Here is a 21264-nt window from a genome sequence, read left to right as displayed (position 1 = left end):
AGAGAAACGATGAGCAAACATTACGATTATATCGCCATTGGCGGTGGTAGCGGCGGTATCGCATCAATAAACCGTGCTGCAATGTATGGCCAAAAATGTGCATTGATTGAAGCAAAAGCTTTGGGTGGCACTTGTGTTAACGTGGGCTGCGTTCCTAAAAAAGTGATGTGGCATGCAGCGCAAATTGCTGAAGCTATTCATCAATATGGTCCAGACTACGGTTTCGACACTACAGTAAATCGTTTTGATTGGGATACATTAATCAGTAGTCGCTCAGCGTATATTGATCGCATTCATCAATCATATGATCGTGTATTAGGTAACAATAAAGTAGATGTTATCCAAGGTTTTGCACGCTTTATTGATGCGCATACTGTTGAAGTCAATGGAGAAAAGATAACTGCAGATAATATACTGATTGCAACAGGGGGTCGCCCTGTTCAACCTAATATTCCAGGTGCGGAATATGGTATTAACTCTGATGGTTTCTTTGAACTTGCAGCATTACCAAAACGCGTTGCTATTGTAGGTGCAGGTTATATTGCAGTAGAGCTGGCTGGAGTACTTAATGCACTTGGCAGCGAAACGCATTTATTTGTGCGCAAACATGCTCCTTTACGTAGTTTTGATCCTTTAATTGTCGACACGCTTTTAGAAGTGATGGAAGCTGAAGGACCTAAATTACATACTCATGCGATACCAAAAGCGGTTATTAAAAATGCAGATGGTAGCCTAACATTGCAGTTAGAGAATGGTACAGAGCAGACGGTTGATACTCTAATTTGGGCAATTGGCCGTGAGCCTGCAACGGATAATCTTAACCTTGCAGTGACAGGTGTTGAGCTTAATGACAAAGGTTATATCAATGTCGATAAGTTCCAAAATACCAATGTTAAAGGTATTTACGCTGTTGGTGATAATACCGGTGCTGTGGAACTTACGCCTGTCGCTGTTGCTGCTGGTCGCCGTTTATCTGAACGTTTATTTAATAATAAACCGAATGAGCATTTAGATTACTCGAATATTGCCACTGTCGTCTTTAGTCATCCACCAATTGGCACGGTGGGATTAACAGAACCACAAGCTATTGAGCAATTTGGTGAAGATCAGGTGAAAGTATATAAATCTTCGTTTACTGCGATGTATAGTGCAGTTACTCGTCATCGCCAGCCATGTCGTATGAAACTCGTTTGTGTGGGTGATGAAGAGAAAATTGTCGGCATTCATGGTATCGGTTTTGGTATGGATGAGATGTTACAAGGTTTTGCTGTTGCACTAAAAATGGGAGCAACGAAAAAAGACTTTGACGATACCGTCGCTATTCACCCAACAGCCGCTGAAGAATTTGTCACAATGCGCTGATCCTCCGTTATAACGACTTAGTTTCTTTAAAAGCAGATATTGCATTGTTGATATCTGCTTTTTATTTATCTAATCGTGCGATAATTTCGCCTATTTTGTAAACAAAACTTTACTCTCATTCTTAGCTTATTTGTTGCAATTATTTAACAAAATAGGCAGCTCATTTTTTTCTCGCTTTCGTTCTCTTGCTAATCTTTCCTTTATTTATCATCGAATAGAAAATTATTTTTTAAATACAGATCATTTTATTAATGAACTTTTACACAGAATGCCTAATTACGTAACCATAATGTATCTGCGGTTATTGTTATTACTGGAAATGGTTAACAAATTATTATAACTGTTAACAATATAATAAATTATTGATACTATAAGTATTCTAATATTCAGTCTAATAACAATATAAATGGTAAGGCCATTACTGAGGTAGAAGATGAAAATTTCAAGGAGAAAACTGCTTTTAGGTGTTGGTGCTGCGGGCGTATTAGCTGGCGGTGCTGCTTTAGTTCCAATGGTTCGCCGAGAGGGTAAATTCGTTGAAGCTAAATCAAGAGCATTGTTTGTAGAAGGTACTGAGGGTGCTCTGCCTAAAGAATCAGATGCAGTTATTATTGGTGGCGGTATTCAAGGTATCATGACCGCTATCAACCTTGCTGAACGTGGCATGAGTGTCACTATTTTAGAAAAAGGTCAAATTGCGGGTGAGCAATCAGGCCGTGCATACAGCCAAATTATTAGCTATCAAACATCACCAGAAATTTTCCCCCTACATCATTATGGAAAAATTTTATGGCGCGGTATGAACGAAAAAATTGGTGCCGATACCAGTTATCGTACACAAGGCCGTGTAGAAGCACTTGCTGACGAGAAAGCGCTTGCAAGTGCACAAGCGTGGATTAAACAAGCAGAAGAAACCGCAGGATTTGACGTCCCATTAAATACAAGAATTATTAAGGGCGAAGAATTATCTAAACGTTTAGTTGATGCTCAAACACCTTGGACTGTCGCTGCATTTGAAGAAGATTCAGGATCTGTTGACCCAGAAACAGGGACACCAGTATTAGCGCAATATGCTAAACAAATCGGTGTTAAAATTTATACTAATTGCGCAGTAAGAGGCATTGAAACCGCGGGTGGTAAAATTTCTGATGTGGTAACTGAAAAAGGTTCTATCAGAACATCCAATGTTGTTCTTGCTGGTGGTATTTGGTCACGTTTATTTATGGGTAATATGGGTGTTGATATTCCAACACTGAATGTTTACTTATCACAACAACGTGTATCAGGCGTTCCAGGCGCACCACGTGGTAACGTGCATTTACCTAATGGTATTCACTTCCGTGAACAAGCTGATGGTACTTATGCTGTCGCACCGCGCATTTTCACCAGCTCTATCGTTAAAGATAGCTTCTTGTTAGGGCCTAAGTTCCTACACTTATTAGCCGGTGGCGAGCTTCCATTAGAATTCTCTATTGGTGATGACTTATTTAACTCATTCAAAATGCCAACGTCATGGAAATTGGATGAGAAAACACCGTTTGAACAGTACCGTGTTGCCACCGCAACGCAAAATACTGAGCACTTAGATGCGGTATTCCAAAGAATGCAAGCTGAGTTCCCAGTATTTGAAAAATCGCAAGTTGTTGAACGTTGGGGTGCAGTTGTAAGCCCAACCGCAGATGAACTGCCAATTATTTCTGAAGTTAAAGAATACCCAGGACTAGTTATTAATACTGCGACTGTTTGGGGTATGACCGAAGGTCCTGCTGCGGGTCAAGTGACAGCAGATATTGTGACTGGTAAAACACCGATTATTGATCCTACACCATTTAGTATGGATCGCTTTAAGTAGTAAATAACCCCTTGTTTTACTGTATATTTAACATGTTAAGGAGTTTCTATGCGCTATAAAAGTTTACTTGTTGCTCTGCCTTTTGTTTTTGGTGTAGCAAGTGCAAATGCGGAGGGTGTTGTGCACCATAAATTAAACGGCATGCCTATTTCTGAATCAGTTGAAGTGAGCGCAGGTAATAATCTGGTTTTCTTAAGTGGTAAAGTGCCTGCTAAAAAATCAGCAGACGCGCCAGAAGGCGTATTAGCCTCTTATGGTAACACTGAAGAGCAAACTATCAGTGTGTTAGAGCAAATCCAAACTCACCTGAAAGAACTTGGCCTAGACATGAAAGATGTTGTTAAAATGCAAGTCTTCCTAGTTGGTGGTGAAGAAACTAAAGGCGAGATGGACTTTAAAGGCTTTATGGATGGTTATTCTAAGTACTTTGATGCTTCGAAAACTGACCAACTGCCAGCACGTTCAACTTTCCAAATCGCAAAACTGGCTAATCCAGCATGGCGTGTAGAGATTGAAGTTATTGCAGTTCGTCCTGCAAAATAAGGCGATAGTTTTTACTCAATTTTGAGTAAAACATAATCCAATAAAACGTCAAAGAAGGGAAACTTTCTTTGGCGTTTTTTTATGGTATCGACATGTTATAGCTATATGTCGATATAAATGAGTTTTATAAACATAATGGTGTGACATGTTTATGGTATCGACATGTTATAGCTATATGTCGATATAAATGAGTTTTATAAACATAATGGTGTGACATGTTTATGGTATCGACATGTTATGGAGATATGTCGATAAAATGGATTTTTATAAACATAATGGCGTGACATGTTTATGGTATCGACATATTATAGCTATATGTCGATATAAATGAGTTTTATAAACATATGAGCTGGTCTTCTAAAATACCCTATAACGATCTACCACTATTGCCGCCAGATCTGGAACTCATTGAAACACGTGAAATATTGAAAGCGTGCATCAATGCGCGCTCAGCAATTGCTGAGTTGAAAACAGCGGGGGAGTTAATTCCGGATCAGGAATTATTGATAAATATTCTTCCTATATTGGAGGCAAAAGACTCTTCACGTATTGAAAATATTGTCACAACCAGTGATCAGCTTTTTCAGTATATTGATCATGAAGAAGGCGCAGATCCTGCAATTAAAGAAGCGCTTCGTTATCGTACTGCTCTTTATGATGGTTATACTCATCTTGAAACCTATCCACTTTGTACTAATACTGCGATAGCTATCTGTACCAAATTACGTGCAATACAAACTGATATAAGAAAAACCCCAGGTACTGTATTACGTGATCAGTATCAGCAGGTGGTGTATACGCCACCAGAGAGTGAAGAGTCTATTCGTAATTTGTTGTCAAACTGGGAGCGTTTTATACACAATGAAGATGATTTAGATCCATTAGTAAAAATGGCTATTGCACATTATCAGTTTGAATGCATTCACCCATTCCCTGACGGGAACGGCAGAACGGGGCGAATACTCAATATTTTGTATTTAATTCAAAGCGAATTACTTACATTACCCATTCTTTATTTATCTCGCTTTATCTTAGAAAAGCGTGATGATTACTACCTGCTTTTACGTAAAGTGACAGAAGAAGGTGATTGGGGATCTTGGATATTATTTATGTTAAAGGCTGTTGAAAATACATCTCGATGGACAACAAGTAAAATATTATCTATACGTAAATTAATGGAAGAAACAATTCATTATGTGCGTGAAAATCTTCCTAAAATATATACTCATGAGCTAATTCAAGTTCTTTTTACACAGCCATATTGCCGGATTGATAATCTTGTTCAACATGGTATAGCTAAGCGGCAAACCGCATCAATATATCTCAAACAATTGGTTGAAATTGGTGTATTGGAAGAAATGATTGTTGGTCGTGAAAAGCTGTATCTCAATACAAGATTATTACAAGAGTTGAATCAATAACGTTTTTTATTGCCTCTATAACTTAGAGGCAATAAAGGAATAATTGAGCTCATAATAGATGTTTTAACTACTTTCACCTTGAATAAATTGAATCGGTAATACAGTCACTTTTTCTGTTATTACTTTGTTTTCAATAAGAGAAGTAATGATATCTACACTTTTTTGTGCTAATTGTTCAAAAGGTTGTTCAATACAGGTTAGTGTATTAAGAGTTTGTTTTAACCAAGGGCTGCCATCGTAAGCGACAATTTTCAATTGTTCTGGAATTGTAATATTTCGTCTTAATGCTTCATTGAACAGCGCGATAGCAGGAATATCTGCAGCAAAAATGGCATCTATATCAGGATGGAGTGTAAGTGTTTTTTTTGCAAAAGTATGGAAATAATCTTTTTCTTCTTCTTTCCAATTGACTCTGCAAGGGATAGGCGTAATACCCGCATTATCTAGTGTTTCTTTAAATGCTAAGCAACTTTTATAAGATGGCGTAGAGGCAAGATAGCTAGAATTATCTTCAATATAAAGGATTTTTTTACACTGTTTTTCAATCAGATGTTCTGCTGCTAATTTGCCGCCAGTTAAGTGATCGGAACAGACTAGAGGGATATCAACAAGGTGTCTATCTAATGTAACGACAGGCTTTTGGATATGTTGATACTCTTTATCATCAAGTACCAGATACTCTGCAATAATACCGTCAATCTGACCTCGTTTTAGCATATCAAAGAAAATACGCTCACGTACTTTGCTATTTTGAGTTGCACACAACATCATGCTATAGCCATTTTCAGCGAGTTTTTGTTCAATGAAACGCGTTACTGTCGCAAAATAAGGGTATTCAAGGCTATTAATAATTACGCCAATTACAGCGCTTTTCTGTTGGTATAAGTTTCTTAGCCACGTATCAGGAATATAATCTAATTCTTCTACGGCTTTCCTTATTTTTTCTCGTGCGGCTTGTGAAACGTAACCACTGTTATTTAGTGCTCTTGAAACAGTGCTTGCGGCGACATTTGCTCTTTTTGCGACATCTCGGATCCCGGCCATTAAATATCCAGTTGCTCCTCTAAGTAAGTTGAACTCTTAATATATCTCAATGTGATTATGTTAAAAGCACAGTTACTGAGGTAATTGTGTTTTTTTAATATGAGCTATTTCACATTTTTATATGTTTATTCGCTTATCCCAAATTTTAGTGCTTATAGTAAATATATGGAACAGTTCCACAATTAATTTATTATTTCTGTGAGGTGAATATGTCTAGTGCTTGGTGGAAGGAAGCGGTTGTCTATCAAATTTATCCTAAGAGCTATTATGATAGTAATGGTGATGGTATCGGAGACTTAGCTGGGATCACTGAGAAACTAGATTACATTCAGTCATTAGGAACGAATGTTATTTGGTTATGTCCTATCTTTAAATCTCCTATGAAAGACAATGGCTATGATATTGCTGATTATTCCGTTGTAGATCCTATTTTTGGTGATAATAAGGCATTAGACAGACTTATTAGTGAAGCAAATAAGCGTGAGATAAAAATATTACTAGATCTGGTTTTAAATCACTCTTCTGATGAACATCCCTGGTTTAAAGCGGCTTTGAATGATCCTAATAGTCTTTATGCAGATTACTATATTTTTAAACAGTGGGATAAACCAACACCGCCAAATAATTTACGCACCTATTTTGATTGCTCAGTGTGGAGTCGAGTTCCTAATACTAATCGTTGGTACTTTAATTCTTTTGGACCTGAGCAACCTGATTTAAATTGGGAAAATCCGCAATTACGCCAAGATATTATCGATATGATTAATCTTTGGATTAAAAAAGGTGTTGCTGGATTTCGTATTGATGCGATAGGTAATTTAAAGAAATCCCCAGAAGCATTGTCTGAATATCAATTTGAACCAGATAAAGATGATGGTTCAGCGTCTTTAGTGCCGTGGGTATTAAATCAGCCAGGCATTGATAAATTTTTAACTGAGTTAACAGAAAAAACATTTAAGCCAGCAAATAGCATGACCGTCGCAGAAATTGATGTACCAGAAAAGGATTTACGTGCTTATGTTGGTGAAAATGGTTATTTTTCAATGGTATTTGATTTCAGTATTGCCGATTTAGATATTCGAAATGAGAAACCATTTACAATAAATCCAATTACAGGCGAAAGATTAAAACCTATTTTTATTAAGAGCCAATTAGATACCCAGCGTGTTGGTTGGGGGGCTCCTTATCTTGAAAATCATGATCAGCCTCGCTCATTAAATAAATTTCTACCTGAAGGAGGAGTCAATCTTATTAGTGCAAAAATGTTAGCAACATTTTTATTAACTCAAAGAGGAACGCCTTTTATTTATCAGGGACAAGAAATAGGTATGACAAATTGCCCTATGAAGCTTGAAGAACACGATGATTTACACGTATTCAAATTGCATGAATGGGGTAGAAAATTAGGATATAGCGATGAGCAAATAATTCGTTATTTTAATGCTCGTAGCCGAGATAATTCACGGACACCTTTTCAATGGAATGATAAACCAAATGGCGGATTCACTACGGGGAAACCTTGGTTAAAAGTAAATCCTAATTATGTGGATATTAATGCAGAGCAAGAAATTGCAGAAAATGCTTCTTTATTTAAATATTATCAACAAATTATAGCATTAAGACGTCATTCAGATATTAGTGATATTTTAATTTATGGTGAATTTTCGCCGTTAATTTCTCCTGAAAATGTGATTGCTTTTAAGCGTACCCATAAAGGTAAATCAGTAAATATTTTCTGTAATTTTGCGAATCAAATAGAATCATTATCAGTAAGTGCAACGCAAGTTTATTTGTGTAATAGCCCTATAGTGAAAGATGAAACAGGTGCTTTACTTTTACAGCCTTATCAAGCGATTATTTTTTCTTAATGATTTTAAAACTCAGTGCTTTTGAGTACTGAGTTTTTCTTCTTAAGCAGCCTTAAGTTGTATGGAGTACTAATTTAATTGCTTGAGCCAGTTGGTAATAAATTCTGCAATAATCTCTGGGTTATTGATATCCAGTAATGGAAAATTGATCTCTAAACTGTGGTCACTCGCAACAGCAATAACATGTTCATCGAGTAAATCATTAAGATCACGCTCGTTAATATGACGATAGAGGGCAATTTTTGGGATCGTTTCACCTTTAAAGCCTTCAACTAAGATTAAATCTAACTTATTCGTATCAAAACGTGAAGCAAGGTAATACAAATCTAATTCTGGCAGATCTGGTGTTTCTGTCATTAATGCCCATCGTTGTTGGCTGGCGACTAACGTCTGGTCAGCACCAGCTTTACGAAGTTCATAGCTATCTTTCCCCGGTTTATCAACATCCATATCATGGTGAGTATGTTTTATCATGCCAACACGTATTTCTCTTTTACGTAATTCAGGAATAAGCTTTTTTAATAATGTTGTTTTGCCTGTACCACTCCATGCGGTAATGCCTAAAAGAGGTAGATGTGCCACAGTTATAGCTCCTGTTGTTTTAATTTATTGGCTTTTTGAATATCGTCTGAGGTATTTAAATTCACAAAAGCATTTGCCTGATTCGCAAATAAAATAGGGCGTGCATTTATTTGTTTCATAAACAGCATGAGTTTGCGATCACCTTGAGCTAAATAAGCTTCAAGTGTAGGAATAATACGACGATTTAATAATGCGAGAGTGGGATGTTCTCGTTCTCCATCATCAACATATGTCGCTAATGCTTCTCCTTTTTGAGTATATAATGTTTCAACTAAATTTGATGGGAAGTAAGGAACATCACAAGGAACAAACGCAACCCACTGCGTTTCAGCTTGTTTTAATAAAGCGAGCATTCCGGCTAAAGGGCCCGCAAATTCGGTTGTCTCATCGGTAATAACGGGATAATGACTTTGGCGATACAAATCAATATTTCGATTTGCACTAATTAAGATAGTTTCAACTTGTGTTGCGAGTTTCTGTGCAATATGCCAATACAGAGGCTTTCCGTGTAGGATTTGTAACCCTTTATCAACACCACCCATTCGGGTTGCTTGGCCACCAGCAAGTATGCCACCAGTAATATTCTTATTTTTCATATTCAATATTTGTGAATGAATCAGCTAAAAATTCCGAACGATATTTATCAAGTAAAAACGATATAGTAATAAAAAGCACTTACTTATTGGTATTTCATGTAAAGCAACAGCAATTTTGCTCAAAAAAGCGTAATATTTACGCAGATTGACAGAGGTTTTCTTTTTCTATCGGATAATACTTGATACTTTGTTGTTGTTTTTAATAATAAGGATTTTTTGTATGAAATGTCACCGTCTTAATGAGGTTATGGAATTACTGCACCCTGTTTGGGAAGAAAACTCAGATTTAAATCTAGTTCAATTATTGCAGAAATTAGCAGATGAAGCGGGTTATAAAGGTCAATTATCTGATCTGACAGATGATATTTTAATTTATCATCTAAAAATGCGTGGAACAGCGGCAACTGATGTTATTCCAGGATTGAAAAAAGACTACGAAGAAGATTTTAAAACTGCGATTTTACGTGCTCGTGGTGTCATTAAAGATTAACCCCAGGATAGAACATGGAAATGTCTGCCTCATTTAATTTTCAGGGACTTTCACCTGATAACATTTGGGATGCACTAATTAAGATTGGTTTTTATCCTGAATCAGGGCTGACCGAACTAAATAGCTATGAAAATCGTGTTTTTCAATTTATGGATGAGCAACGACAACGTTATGTGGTTAAATTTTATCGCCCACAACGATGGTCTTATCAACAAATAAAAGAAGAACATGAGTTTGTTTTGGCACTAAAAGAAGCTCAGGTTTCTGTGGCCGCACCTTTAATTATTAATGGTGAAACAGTACATATTTCTGATGATGGTTTCTATTTTACGTTATTTCCTAGTATTGGTGGACGAGCTTATGAAACCGATAATCTTTTTCAGTTAGAAGAAGTGGGACGAACACTTGGACGCATTCATAAAATTGGTAAAAAAAATAGTTATCAGTATCGTCCAACAATTTCTATTGCAGAATATCTGGAAGTGCCAAAATTAGATTTTGAGAAAAGCCATTTAGTACCAAATAGTCTAAAACCTCAGTTTGTTGAGGTTATTGATAAACTTATTCATTTGGTCAGGCCTAAAATAGAGAACCCAGAGTGGAAAATATTACGCTTACACGGGGATTGTCATCCCGGAAATATATTGTGGCGTGATGAAGTTGTAATGGTTGATTTTGATGATTCCCGTATGGGAACAGCAATACAAGATTTTTGGATGTTATTCAATGGCTCCAAACAAGATCAGGTCATACAGTTAGATACACTGCTCGAGTCTTATAGTGAATATCAGGATTTTGATTTAAAAGAGCTGTCATTAATTGAGCCATTAAGAGCTATGAGAATGGTGCATTACCTTGCGTGGGTACTGAAACGCTGGAATGATCCCGCTTTTCCAAGAGCTTTTGTTTGGTTTCAAGAACCCGATTTTTGGCTTAAACAACTCGTATTATTTCAGGGGCAAGTGGAGCAATTAAATGAACCTCCGTTACAACTTCGCCCAATGTATTAATTTTTAGGAGACGATTAGAAATGAAGAAAATTTGGCTAGCGTTAGCAAGTATGGTGTTAGCATTTAGTGTTTCTGCTGCTAATATTTCTGAAGGAAAGCAATATACAAATCTTTCAAAACCAGTGGCCGGTGCACCTGAAGTTGTTGAGTTTTTCTCTTTTTATTGCCCCCACTGCTATCAGTTTTCTGAAGTTTATAAAGTAAACAGTACTGTTGAAAGTAATGTGCCAGAAAATACAAAAATGGTTCGCTATCACGTTGATTTTCTTGGGCCTCTAGGTAAAGATATGACACGTGCTTGGGCTGTGGCAATTGCATTAGGTGTTGAAGATCAAGTTTCTCCAGCACTATTTAAAGGTATTCAGGAAACTCAATCTATTCGTTCTGTTGATGATATCCGTAATACATTCATCAATGCCGGTGTGAAAGCAGAAGATTATGATGCTGCAATCAACAGTTTTGTCGTAAATTCATTAGTAAGCCAACAACAAAATGCAGTGGCTGATTTTCAAATCAATGGTGTTCCAGCTATGATCATTGATGGAAAATATAAAATGAAAAATGATGGCATTAATGCTAAGTCACCTGAAGAATATGCTAAGGCATACTCTGATATTGTTAATCAGTTACTAATAAAAAAATAAGATATAGCGGAAGTTTTAATAAATACTACGTATAATTGTTTAGATGTAATATATAAAAATAGCGTTCATGTACATTGAACGCTATTTTTTTGCGTTCATATTTTTGTCATAATATAACTATCCACATTATCTACTTTTTAACTTATTAATTTATAGTTTTTTAAAAACCAGCTAAGTCATTGATTTTTTAATTATGTTAATGAAATGAAAATAAGGCTAACTTATTAATATAGCTAGAGTTACAAATCTATTCACAGAGTTATCCACAGGTTATTGTGTCTTAGTGAAAACCGGGATGGAAAAAGATGAATAAAATGTGACGTTAATGTGAAGGTATATTTCTCCTATACTGGGATTGCATATTTATCCATTGGGTGTTTTTTTAAAAGAGACATAAAAAACAAAAAAGAAAAACTCTTTTCAGATTAATGCATTAGCATATCACCAAGAATAAAAAATAAGTTATTAAAATATAAAGTTAAATTATTTAAATGATTAGGTTTATAAATGTAATAGTAGTGTGAAATTGGAAGAAATACCTTTCTATTAAAAGAGAGATAGAAATTAATCAGTAATTTGACAGGTTTATTTTAATTGTGTTAAAACAATAAAGCTAAAGGCATTTATCGTAATAAAAATCATAGCAATGATATTTAAATGATATTTAGCCGATGAGAAGAGTAGAAGTATTACTCTATATAAATTTAAAAACATGTAGCCAATAATAAAAATAATTTAAGTGGAGGAAATCACAGGCTACCGAAAAACGGAGGCTTAATGCAAACCGATACTGATACAGAAAATCTTACTTTAATAAATGGAACAACGAATAGTACCGCGAATACGTTTATTAGTGCTTTAAATAATCAAATAGCTGGATTATTTAAAGTATTATCAGCCAAAGTTGCCGGTATAACAGAAATCAATACTATTACTTTAGTTAGCTGGATAGCAACAGTAACTGCGTGTGGTATGTATGTTTCTTATATCCCACAAATAGTTGATAATCTTAATGGGATTAAAACAAGTCCATTTCAGCCTTTTGTTGCCGCGATTAACTGTTCTCTTTGGACATTCTATGGTGTGAAGAGTAAAGAATATCCTGTTGCTATTGCGAATGCACCGGGTATTATTTTTGGTGCAATTGCATGTTTGACTGCTATTATTTAATGTTATTTCTATTATTTATTAAAAAATAAAGTTTGATAGAGTTAATAACAAATTAATAAAAATCATTAAGGCAATAAAAAATTAAAATATTTTTTAATCACTCTAAAATAAGTCTATTAGGGTGATTTTTTATTTTAGTCGATTTTATTTAATATAGAATTATCAACCTTATAATGACAACTTATAAATAATAGATGATGGAATACGGATAAGCGTAGATAAAGAAATATATTGCTTTATTTATGTACAATATCTAATTTTAAAAACAGGTAATATTCGTCTATTGGGCTACATTGTGGCATTCTAGTCATATTAATGAACCTCAAAACAATGATGAACAGATTATGGTCCAGATAGCAGAAAACCCCTTTATCCTTGTAGATGGCTCCTCATACCTTTACCGTGCCTACCATGCTTTTCCTCCGCTAACAAATAGCAAAGGAGAGCCGACCGGTGCAATGTATGGTGTGCTTAACATGTTGCGTAGTCTGATAATACAGTATAAACCGAGCCATGTAGCGGTTGTGTTTGATGCTAAAGGCAAAACATTCCGTGATGAGTTGTATGAGGAATATAAGTCTAATCGTCCACCAATGCCTGATGATTTACGCGAACAAATAGAGCCTTTGCATGAAATGGTGCAGGCAATGGGTTTGCCACTGTTATCTATCACAGGTGTTGAGGCTGATGATGTTATTGGCACGCTAGCATTAAAAGCAGCCGCAGAAGGTAAAAATGTATTAATCAGTACGGGTGATAAAGATATGGCGCAGTTAGTTACGCCAAATGTCACTTTGATAAATACAATGACTAACGTGATCCTTGGCCCTGATGAAGTAAAAGAAAAATATGGTGTTCCACCTGAGCTTATTATCGATTTTCTTGCTTTAATGGGTGATTCTTCAGATAACATCCCTGGTGTTCCAGGTGTTGGTGAAAAAACAGCATTAGGTCTTTTACAAGGTATTGGTAGTTTAAATCAGATTTACCAGCAACTAGATACTATCGCAACATTAGGTTTTCGTGGTGCAAAAACGCTGGGTGCAAAAATGGCAGATCATGAAGAAATCGCCATGCTCTCTTACAAACTTGCGACCATAAAAACAGATGTTGAGTTGGATAAAACCTTTGACGATCTTATTGTTAATGAGCCTAATTTAGATAAATTACTGGAGATGTTCACACGTTATGAATTTAAGCGTTGGATTAGTGATTTACACAATGGTGGATGGTTAGCACAGCGTAGTAGCCGTAAAGCAGCAGTGCCTTATACTACTGATATTGCAGACGCTAAAGAAAAACGAGTATCAACCGATTTTCCTGTTATTACACAAGAAAATTATGAAGCAATATTAACGCATGAAAATCTGATGCGTTGGGTTGAAATCCTAAAAAAAGCACCCGCTTTTGCATTTGATACTGAAACAGATAGTTTAAATAATATCGATGCTCGCTTAATTGGTATGTCATTTGCAGTCGAAGTGGGTAAAGCGGCTTATATTCCATTACGTCATGAGTATCTTGATGCTCCTGAACAATTACCCGTTGATGACGTTCTTGCTGCGTTAAAACCTATTTTAGAAGATGAATCAATCTTAAAGATTGGACAAAATCTAAAGTTTGATCGCGGTATTATGGAAAATGAAGGCATTGAATTAAAAGGTATCCATTTTGATACTATGCTGGAATCTTATGTGCTTAATAGCGTAAGTAGTCGCCATGATATGGATACCTTGGCTGAGAAACATTTAAACCATAAAACAACTACTTTTGAAGAAATAGCAGGTAAAGGCAAAGGGCAACTGACGTTTAATCAGATTGAAGTTGAACAAGCCACGCTATATGCCGCTGAAGACGCTGATATTACATTATTACTGCATCAGGCATTATATCCTCAAGTAGAAGCTATTCCATCGCTTAAACACGTTTACAGAGATATTGAGATGCCATTAGTCCCTGTACTTTCCAGAATGGAACGTACAGGTGTACTTATTGATGCACAAGTTCTCGCTGTGCAATCTCAAGAAATTACACAACGATTAGCTGAAATTGAAAAAGAGACATTTGAATTAGCGGGGCAAGAATTTAACCTCTCTTCACCAAAACAGTTGCAGGAAATCCTATTCGATAAATTAGCATTACCTGTTATTAAGAAAACACCAAAGGGTGCACCTTCAACCAATGAAGAAGTATTAGAAGAGTTAGCGCATAGCCATGCATTACCTCGTTTAATTCTAGAGCATCGTGGATTAGCTAAATTAAAGTCAACTTATACCGATAAGTTGCCACTAATGGTTAATGGTAAAACTAAACGTGTTCATACTTCTTATCATCAGGCGGTGACAGCAACCGGGCGACTTTCTTCTCGTGACCCTAACTTGCAAAATATCCCAGTTAGAAACGAAGAAGGTCGTCGTATTCGCCAAGCCTTTATTGCTCGTGATGGTTTTAAAATTGTGGCTGCCGACTATTCACAAATTGAATTGCGTATTATGGCGCATTTATCTCAAGATAAAGGTTTGTTAGATGCCTTTGCTCAAGGTAAAGATATCCATCGTGCCACAGCGTCGGAAGTATTTGGTATTCCATTAGATGAGGTGACTTCTGAGCAACGTCGTAGCGCTAAAGCCATTAACTTTGGTTTAATTTATGGTATGAGTGCCTTTGGTTTGTCTCAGCAAATTGGCGTAGAGAGAAGAGAAGCTCAGCGTTATATGGATCTCTACTTTGAGCGTTACCCGGGTGTGTTGGATTATATGGAGCGAACTCGCCAGCAAGCATCAGCGCAGGGTTATGTTGAAACTCTTGATGGACGCCGTTTATATCTACCCGAAATTAACTCAAAAAATGCCATTCGCCGCAAAGCATCAGAACGTGAAGCAATCAATGCACCAATGCAGGGAACTGCAGCAGACATCATCAAAAAAGCGATGATTGTGGTTGATAATTGGATTTGTAATGAATGCCCTGACGATGTGCATATGATTATGCAAGTGCACGATGAATTAGTGTTTGAAGTACGCGAATCTTATTTAGATACCGCCAATGCAATGATCCACCAATTAATGGAAACGAGTATGGAACTGGCTATTGCGTTAAAAGTAGAAGTGGGTATTGGTAATAACTGGGATGAAGCACACTAAATTCTTATTTTTAAAATGATGAAGCACACTAAATTCTTATTTTTAAAATAAAGAAAGGGCGCTATTGATAGCGCCTTTTTTTAATCTTTAAGTTGTGTTTTAAGCTCTAACTCTTCAAATTCAAGAAAATCTTCATGTAATCCTTGGATAAGCCTATCAGTTGTTGTGCCATGTTCATCCAATTCCATTAAAGTCCAGCCGACTTTGTCATTTACGCCATAGAGATAACCTTCATCTAACATATCAATCACCATTCCAATGATGGATTTGCCGTAAATATGCAGAAATTCGTTGAGTTCTTTTGTATCGATTTGAGCTGTGAGTTTGTTATAGATATTTTTTGCATTATCTGAGTAGGTATCTATTTCAGAAATATTTCCTTCTATATCGCGATAAATATCAGTAAGGCCTTTTAAAACAAGAAAGCGAGCAAATTGAGGAATATTTTCTTGTAACTCACTGTTCGCCCAAGATTTAGGATGGATAGCTCCTGCAGCTTTGAGTTGTTCGCATAATTGCGTAAATTGTTTTTTTTCCATTTTAATCTCGGTGATGTGTTTATTATTGAGGTCGTTATTTTATCGAAATTAGTAGTAAAGTCTGTGAGGTATTGTCTGTTTAACGAGGGAAAAAGAAAGGGATATTTAAATAAAAAAAGCTCAATCATTAAAATAACAACTGAGCTTTTGTGTCAGTATTTTTCAAAATATGAAAAATACATAAGTGAATAATTAAGCAACTTGAGTATCAGTCAGTTTGCTCAGTTTCTTCTGTTTTTTCTCAATGCGTTGACGTTTCAACGGAGATAAATGGTCAATAAATAGTTTACCATCTAAATGATCGAGCTCATGTTGAATACAGCCTGCAAATAGATCTGCGGCCTCAAGCTCAATATCATCGCCATTTCTATCCCATGCTTTGACCTTCAGAAAGCGAAAACGCTCTGTAGGTGCAAAAGACTCAGGAATAGAAAGACAACCATCCATCATATCCATTACTTCATCTTCAGTACTAATAATGACCGGATTGATTAAGGCTATAGGTTGATCTCGGTTTTCAGAAACATCAATAACAACAATGCGTTTAGATACATTAACCTGAGGTGCGGCTAATCCGATACCTCTTTCTGCGTACATGGTTTCAATCATGTCATCGATTAATGCGCGTATTTCGTCATCTACTTTTTCCACCGGCATAGCGACTCTGCGCAGACGCTCATCTGGAAAACGCAGTAGCGTTAATACAGCCATGGATACCTCATTTTTATCGCTAATTTACAAATTTACTACGGTCTCGCGATAAGACTATCACAAAATTAGCAAGGAGAAACCGCATCATTTGTGTGATTTGTTCTATTTTTAATCACATTTCTTTAGGTGATTAAAGTCTCATAAATATGTAATTAAGCTACATTAATTCGTGTTTTGAATACATAAACGCAGGCTGAATCGTATCGGCATGTGAAAAAAAATTACAAAGGGCTTTTATTAACCAATAAAATGGAGTACATTATCTCTCGTAGGGTACAGAGGTAAGATGTTCTATCTTTCAGACCTTTTACTTCACGTAATCGGATTTAGCTGAATATTAGCTGCCCCAGTCGACTTTTATTTCGACTGGGGCATTTTTTTGCCTAAAATTCGCTAAAAGAGAAAAATTGTTGGGGAAAAGAAATTTCCCCCATGATTAAGGCAGGTTTGTACTTGATTGGTAGGCTGTGGTGTCTTAAGCGTTATCTTCTGTTGCTTCTACTTCAGAAGTACCGGAATACCAGCCATTTAGAGTGTCACGAAGTTTATCAATACCAATTTTCTTCAAGGAAGAAAAATATTCAACGCGAATATCTCCTGATTTATTTGAAAGCTCATTGCGAACATCCATTAACTGCTTTTTACGTGCGCCAGAAGCGAGTTTATCAGCCTTAGTGAGTAGAACGAGTGTGGGTAGTTCAGATTCAACGGCCCAATCAATCATCTGCATATCTAAATCTTTTAAGGGATGACGGATATCCATTAAGATCACGACACCTTTTAAACATTCTCTTTTTTGTAGGTATTCACCTAAAGAACGCTGCCATTTACGTTTCATCTCTTCTGGGACTTGAGCATAACCATAACCTGGTAAGTCAACGAGACGTAAACCTTCTTCAATTTGGAAAAGGTTAATTAATTGTGTTCGACCAGGGGTTTTACTGGTACGAGCAAGACCATTTTGCTGGGTTAGTGCATTTAATGCGCTGGATTTTCCTGCATTGGAACGACCCGCAAAGGCAATTTCAATTCCTGTATCTGGCGGCAAATGACTGATATCAGGTGCACTAATAATGAAATGTGCTTTTTGGTAGTTAAATTGGGTCATTATGGTATTAGCCTCTCTGAAATAATGCTGCATCTCATGCATACTCATATTGGCTCTGCATTGAGAATGAATATCTATAATATCTACTTGCTCTATTTTGGCGCAATTTAGGCGGTTATGACAGTGATTAAAAATTAAAATTTCCGCTGTTGTAAACAAAACTCGTTAATTAAGCGTAAATAAAGGTAAATGATTAGCACTATTTACCTCAGCGAATTAGAATCGCTGCATATTAAGTAAGTTGTAGACTATTAAAGTAAAGGATCCCTGCATGTTAAAACGTTTTCTTGTCACCTTCGTTACCGCTTGCACTTTAACAACAGCGCCTTTTGCAATGGCAACGGGAGAGACCTTCGTTAAATTAGTCACATCTGAAGGTAATATCGAACTTTCACTGGATAATAAAAAAGCACCTAACACAACGAAAAATTTTATTCAGTATGTTGAGGATGGATATTATAACGGTACAACTTTTCATCGCGTCATTCCTGGTTTTATGGTTCAAGGCGGTGGTTTTACTGCTGATTTGCAACAAAAACAAGCTCGTGAACCAATTAAAAATGAAGCCGATAATGGGTTACGCAATGTAAGAGGTACTATTGCGATGGCACGTACTTCAGATAAAGACAGCGCAACGAGCCAATTTTTTATTAATGTTGCTGATAATGCTTTTTTAGATCATGGTCAACGTGATTTTGGTTATGCTGTGTTTGGTAAAGTTGTCGATGGTATGGATGTTGTGAATAAGATTTCGCAAGTTCAAACTCGTAATATTGGCCCTTATCAGAATGTACCCGTTAAAACGGTGACGATCCTCTCTGCTGAAGTCATCAAAAAATAACGCGTTATTAGGATAGGATCCTTACTTATCCTAATAAGCCAAAATACTAATAAACCGGAATGAACCTGTTTCATTCCGGGATTTTTACTACCAAAAAAATATTTTTTACCACCGTTTTATTTATGTGTTCATCTGTCATAAGTACTCATTACGTTATTAATAACTCTATTCATCATTAATTACCGCCATTATTGTTATTGCGCAATAAATCAGCAGGTTTTCTTGCTTACTATTCATTTTTTATACCTGTGCTATGATAATCGGCTTTGTTGTACCCAAGTCGGTTAAACAACGAGCTATTTTGGCAGGGATACAACGGTTTCAAAATAGCAATAAAATATAAAATGATAAAAAAATCAGTCGGATAGGCTAATATGCTGTTACTTATTGATAATTACGACTCGTTTACTTACAACCTCTATCAATATTTTTGTGAATTGGGTGCTGAGGTTGTTGTTAAACGTAATGATGAGATTGGGCTTAAAGAGATAGAAAAGATGATGCCAGCACATCTTGTTATCTCCCCAGGACCTTGTACTCCAGATGAAGCAGGGATCTCTCTTGAGGCTATACAGCGATTTGCCGGTGAAATCCCGATCCTTGGGGTTTGTTTAGGACATCAAGCTATTGGACAAGCTTTTGGTGCATCAGTAATAAGAGCACGTGAAGTGATGCATGGTAAAAACTCACTTATCCATCACAACCAACAAGGCGTATTTAAGGGACTTAACCGACCTTTAAATGTGACCCGTTATCACTCTTTGGTGATTGATGCAGCGACATTACCAGTACCATTTGAAGTCACAGCCTGGAGTCAACATGATGGAAATGTTGATGAAATCATGGGGATACGACATCGGACACTGCCAATAGAAGGTGTGCAATTTCATCCAGAAAGTATTCTTAGTGAACAAGGACATGAATTATTAAATAATTTCCTTAAATATTAAATAGATAGAATTATTTTGCCTAAATAACGCATTTTTACCCTCAACCAGATTTGATTTTTTATTCATATTTAGTGATTATATTTTCACATTAGAAATAAATATCGATCAGGTGGGGTAATGACAACGCAAAGCATCAACCGGGCAACTTACGATCAAGTAATGTTGCCAATCTATTCACCCGCAGAGTTTATTCCAGTTAAAGGCAAAGGAAGCCGTGTTTGGGATCAACAAGGCAAATCTTATATCGATTTTGCTGGTGGGATTGCCGTATTAGCATTGGGGCACTGTCACCCAGCACTCAATCAAGCACTTAAAGAACAAAGTGAGCAGCTTTGGCATGTTAGTAATGTTTTTACGAATGAACCTGCATTGTGTTTGGCACAAAAATTAATCGATAACACTTTTGCTGAACGTGTTTTTTTTGCGAATTCTGGTGCAGAAGCGAATGAAGCTGCATTTAAACTGGCTCGTCATTATGCAATAACGCGTCATAGTCCTTATAAAACCAAAATTATTGCCTTTCATCATGCTTTTCATGGACGAACGTTATTTACGGTTTCAGTTGGTGGACAACCTAAATATGCTGATGGTTTTGGCCCTAAACCTGCCGATATTGTTCATGTGCCTTTTAATGACCTAGAAGCGGTGAAAGCGGTAATGGATGATCATACATGTGCCGTTGTGCTAGAACCCGTTCAAGGTGAAGGTGGGGTTACACCAGCAACAGCGGAATTTATGAGAGGACTGCGAGAGCTGTGTGACAAACACCAAGCGTTATTAGTGCTTGATGAAGTACAAACGGGTATGGGGCGTACAGGCAAGCTATTTGCCTATATGAACTATGATGTTATGCCAGATATCATCACGACAGCAAAAGCATTAGGCAGTGGTTTTCCATTAAGTGCGATGCTGACAACGCAAGAGATTGCTTCTGTAATGGGTGTAGGGACTCATGGTACAACATATGGCGGTAATCCATTAGCATGTGCAGTTGGTAATGTAGCATTTGATTTAATTAATACACCCGCATTGCTTGAAGGTGTGCAAACGCGTTATCAATGGATTGTTGATGAATTAACGGCAATCAACCAAAGTTATTCTGTATTTACACAAATTCGAGGTCAGGGTTTGTTAATTGGCGCCGAATTAGCGCCCAAATATGCAGGTAAGGCTAAAGTGCTATTAGGGCTTGCTGCGCAACATGGATTAATGATGTTAAATGCAGGTCCTGATGTAATGCGGTTTACACCGTCATTAATTATTACTCAAGAAGAGTTACAAGAAGGAATGGCGGCATTAAAAGTTGCAGTCGCCGAATTTGTTAAAATAAATTAATGTTTCTTTCCAACTAAAAAACCCCATCGGATCATGATGGGGTTTTATGCAGAAA

Annotated in this window: 20 protein-coding genes; 14 read left to right on the top strand and 6 right to left on the bottom strand. The window is 36.6% G+C overall.

Features of this window, described 5'->3' with window-relative positions; genetic code table 11:
- Nucleotides 1-9: 9 nt before the first annotated feature.
- From gorA to fic, 4 genes are all read left to right on the top strand, one after another.
- On the top strand, nt 10-1362 hold the full coding sequence (gene gorA, locus M997_RS00345) for a glutathione-disulfide reductase (protein WP_064718138.1): 1353 nt from the start codon (nt 10-12) through the stop codon (nt 1360-1362).
- A 433-nt stretch (nt 1363-1795) separates the two neighbouring features.
- Complete coding sequence (locus tag M997_RS00340; RefSeq protein WP_064718137.1) at nt 1796-3214, top strand: NAD(P)/FAD-dependent oxidoreductase; 1419 nt, start codon at nt 1796-1798, stop codon at nt 3212-3214.
- Between the two features lie 48 nt (nt 3215-3262).
- Entirely contained in the window at nt 3263-3757 is a 495-nt protein-coding gene (locus M997_RS00335; protein ID WP_064718136.1) for a RidA family protein, read from the top strand.
- A 344-nt stretch (nt 3758-4101) separates the two neighbouring features.
- Nucleotides 4102-5178, top strand: a complete 1077-nt coding sequence (fic, locus tag M997_RS00330; RefSeq protein ID WP_064718135.1) for a protein adenylyltransferase Fic — start codon at nt 4102-4104, stop codon at nt 5176-5178.
- A 63-nt stretch (nt 5179-5241) separates the two neighbouring features.
- Here fic and M997_RS00325 read toward each other — a convergent pair whose 3' ends face one another.
- Nucleotides 5242-6222, bottom strand: a complete 981-nt coding sequence (locus M997_RS00325; protein ID WP_064718134.1) for a LacI family DNA-binding transcriptional regulator — start codon at nt 6220-6222, stop codon at nt 5242-5244.
- A 209-nt stretch (nt 6223-6431) separates the two neighbouring features.
- Between M997_RS00325 and M997_RS00320 the strand changes: the two genes are divergently transcribed.
- On the top strand, nt 6432-8090 hold the full coding sequence (locus M997_RS00320; RefSeq protein WP_064718133.1) for an alpha-glucosidase: 1659 nt from the start codon (nt 6432-6434) through the stop codon (nt 8088-8090).
- A 69-nt stretch (nt 8091-8159) separates the two neighbouring features.
- On the opposite strand, the gene mobB is transcribed toward M997_RS00320, so the two are convergent.
- Nucleotides 8160-8678 (bottom strand): molybdopterin-guanine dinucleotide biosynthesis protein MobB, encoded by a 519-nt coding sequence (mobB, locus tag M997_RS00315; RefSeq protein ID WP_064718132.1) that lies wholly within the window; start codon nt 8676-8678, stop codon nt 8160-8162.
- The gene (gene mobA / locus M997_RS00310; protein WP_064718131.1) at nt 8675-9268 is read right to left on the bottom strand and encodes a molybdenum cofactor guanylyltransferase MobA; all 594 of its coding nucleotides are present in this window, start codon (nt 9266-9268) and stop codon (nt 8675-8677) included. The genes mobB and mobA overlap by 4 nt, the downstream gene beginning before the upstream one ends.
- 220 nt (nt 9269-9488) lie before the next feature.
- Between mobA and M997_RS00305 the strand changes: the two genes are divergently transcribed.
- From M997_RS00305 to polA, 5 genes are all read left to right on the top strand, one after another.
- Complete coding sequence (locus M997_RS00305; protein WP_064718130.1) at nt 9489-9758, top strand: YihD family protein; 270 nt, start codon at nt 9489-9491, stop codon at nt 9756-9758.
- A 14-nt stretch (nt 9759-9772) separates the two neighbouring features.
- The gene (locus M997_RS00300; RefSeq protein WP_064718129.1) at nt 9773-10768 is read left to right on the top strand and encodes a serine/threonine protein kinase; all 996 of its coding nucleotides are present in this window, start codon (nt 9773-9775) and stop codon (nt 10766-10768) included.
- Between the two features lie 20 nt (nt 10769-10788).
- On the top strand, nt 10789-11412 hold the full coding sequence (dsbA, locus tag M997_RS00295; protein WP_064718128.1) for a thiol:disulfide interchange protein DsbA: 624 nt from the start codon (nt 10789-10791) through the stop codon (nt 11410-11412).
- 777 nt (nt 11413-12189) lie between these two features.
- A complete protein-coding gene (locus tag M997_RS00290; RefSeq protein ID WP_064718127.1) occupies nt 12190-12582 on the top strand; it encodes a SemiSWEET family transporter in 393 nt (130 codons plus the stop codon).
- A 344-nt stretch (nt 12583-12926) separates the two neighbouring features.
- Nucleotides 12927-15725 (top strand): DNA polymerase I, encoded by a 2799-nt coding sequence (polA, locus tag M997_RS00285; protein ID WP_064718126.1) that lies wholly within the window; start codon nt 12927-12929, stop codon nt 15723-15725.
- Between the two features lie 80 nt (nt 15726-15805).
- Here polA and M997_RS00280 read toward each other — a convergent pair whose 3' ends face one another.
- Both M997_RS00280 and def read right to left on the bottom strand, forming a co-directional pair.
- Entirely contained in the window at nt 15806-16264 is a 459-nt protein-coding gene (locus tag M997_RS00280; RefSeq protein ID WP_064718125.1) for a hypothetical protein, read from the bottom strand.
- Between the two features lie 192 nt (nt 16265-16456).
- Entirely contained in the window at nt 16457-16975 is a 519-nt protein-coding gene (def, locus tag M997_RS00275; protein ID WP_064718124.1) for a peptide deformylase, read from the bottom strand.
- A 286-nt stretch (nt 16976-17261) separates the two neighbouring features.
- Here def and spfP point away from each other — a divergent pair, with 286 nt between their 5' ends.
- A complete protein-coding gene (gene spfP / locus M997_RS17965) occupies nt 17262-17309 on the top strand; it encodes a small protein SpfP (RefSeq protein ID WP_438361642.1) in 48 nt (15 codons plus the stop codon).
- 141 nt (nt 17310-17450) lie between these two features.
- Here spfP and yihA read toward each other — a convergent pair whose 3' ends face one another.
- Nucleotides 17451-18083, bottom strand: coding sequence for a ribosome biogenesis GTP-binding protein YihA/YsxC (gene yihA / locus M997_RS00270; protein ID WP_064718123.1), 633 nt, complete (start codon nt 18081-18083; stop codon nt 17451-17453).
- Between the two features lie 271 nt (nt 18084-18354).
- On the opposite strand from yihA, the gene ppiA reads away from it, so the two are divergent.
- The 3 genes from ppiA (at nt 18355) to argD (ending at nt 21209) form a co-directional block, all read left to right on the top strand.
- On the top strand, nt 18355-18924 hold the full coding sequence (gene ppiA / locus M997_RS00265; protein ID WP_064718122.1) for a peptidylprolyl isomerase A: 570 nt from the start codon (nt 18355-18357) through the stop codon (nt 18922-18924).
- 374 nt (nt 18925-19298) lie between these two features.
- The gene (locus tag M997_RS00260; protein ID WP_023583284.1) at nt 19299-19874 is read left to right on the top strand and encodes an aminodeoxychorismate synthase component II; all 576 of its coding nucleotides are present in this window, start codon (nt 19299-19301) and stop codon (nt 19872-19874) included.
- A gap of 117 nt (nt 19875-19991) precedes the next feature.
- A complete protein-coding gene (gene argD / locus M997_RS00255; RefSeq protein ID WP_064718121.1) occupies nt 19992-21209 on the top strand; it encodes a bifunctional acetylornithine/succinyldiaminopimelate transaminase in 1218 nt (405 codons plus the stop codon).
- The last annotated feature ends 55 nt before the right edge of the window (nt 21210-21264 follow it).

This window comes from Proteus hauseri ATCC 700826, from assembly GCF_001654965.1.
Taxonomy (GTDB): Bacteria; Pseudomonadota; Gammaproteobacteria; order Enterobacterales; family Enterobacteriaceae; genus Proteus; species Proteus hauseri.
Note: the sequence above shows the minus strand (reverse complement) of the source record. Positions and strands in the feature narration are given on the sequence as shown.

What these genes read in the sequence shown, in the direction of transcription:
- gorA (WP_064718138.1), top strand. Translation starts at nt 10, where the DNA reads ATGAGCAAACATTACGATTATATCGCCATTGGCGGTGGTAGCGGCGGT.
- M997_RS00340 (WP_064718137.1), top strand. Translation starts at nt 1,796, where the DNA reads ATGAAAATTTCAAGGAGAAAACTGCTTTTAGGTGTTGGTGCTGCGGGC.
- M997_RS00335 (WP_064718136.1), top strand. Translation starts at nt 3,263, where the DNA reads ATGCGCTATAAAAGTTTACTTGTTGCTCTGCCTTTTGTTTTTGGTGTA.
- fic (WP_064718135.1), top strand. Translation starts at nt 4,102, where the DNA reads ATGAGCTGGTCTTCTAAAATACCCTATAACGATCTACCACTATTGCCG.
- M997_RS00325 (WP_064718134.1), bottom strand. Translation starts at nt 6,222, where the DNA reads ATGGCCGGGATCCGAGATGTCGCAAAAAGAGCAAATGTCGCCGCAAGC.
- M997_RS00320 (WP_064718133.1), top strand. Translation starts at nt 6,432, where the DNA reads ATGTCTAGTGCTTGGTGGAAGGAAGCGGTTGTCTATCAAATTTATCCT.
- mobA (WP_064718131.1), bottom strand. Translation starts at nt 9,268, where the DNA reads ATGAAAAATAAGAATATTACTGGTGGCATACTTGCTGGTGGCCAAGCA.
- M997_RS00305 (WP_064718130.1), top strand. Translation starts at nt 9,489, where the DNA reads ATGAAATGTCACCGTCTTAATGAGGTTATGGAATTACTGCACCCTGTT.
- M997_RS00300 (WP_064718129.1), top strand. Translation starts at nt 9,773, where the DNA reads ATGGAAATGTCTGCCTCATTTAATTTTCAGGGACTTTCACCTGATAAC.
- dsbA (WP_064718128.1), top strand. Translation starts at nt 10,789, where the DNA reads ATGAAGAAAATTTGGCTAGCGTTAGCAAGTATGGTGTTAGCATTTAGT.
- M997_RS00290 (WP_064718127.1), top strand. Translation starts at nt 12,190, where the DNA reads ATGCAAACCGATACTGATACAGAAAATCTTACTTTAATAAATGGAACA.
- polA (WP_064718126.1), top strand. Translation starts at nt 12,927, where the DNA reads ATGGTCCAGATAGCAGAAAACCCCTTTATCCTTGTAGATGGCTCCTCA.
- M997_RS00280 (WP_064718125.1), bottom strand. Translation starts at nt 16,264, where the DNA reads ATGGAAAAAAAACAATTTACGCAATTATGCGAACAACTCAAAGCTGCA.
- def (WP_064718124.1), bottom strand. Translation starts at nt 16,975, where the DNA reads ATGGCTGTATTAACGCTACTGCGTTTTCCAGATGAGCGTCTGCGCAGA.
- yihA (WP_064718123.1), bottom strand. Translation starts at nt 18,083, where the DNA reads ATGACCCAATTTAACTACCAAAAAGCACATTTCATTATTAGTGCACCT.
- ppiA (WP_064718122.1), top strand. Translation starts at nt 18,355, where the DNA reads ATGTTAAAACGTTTTCTTGTCACCTTCGTTACCGCTTGCACTTTAACA.
- M997_RS00260 (WP_023583284.1), top strand. Translation starts at nt 19,299, where the DNA reads ATGCTGTTACTTATTGATAATTACGACTCGTTTACTTACAACCTCTAT.
- argD (WP_064718121.1), top strand. Translation starts at nt 19,992, where the DNA reads ATGACAACGCAAAGCATCAACCGGGCAACTTACGATCAAGTAATGTTG.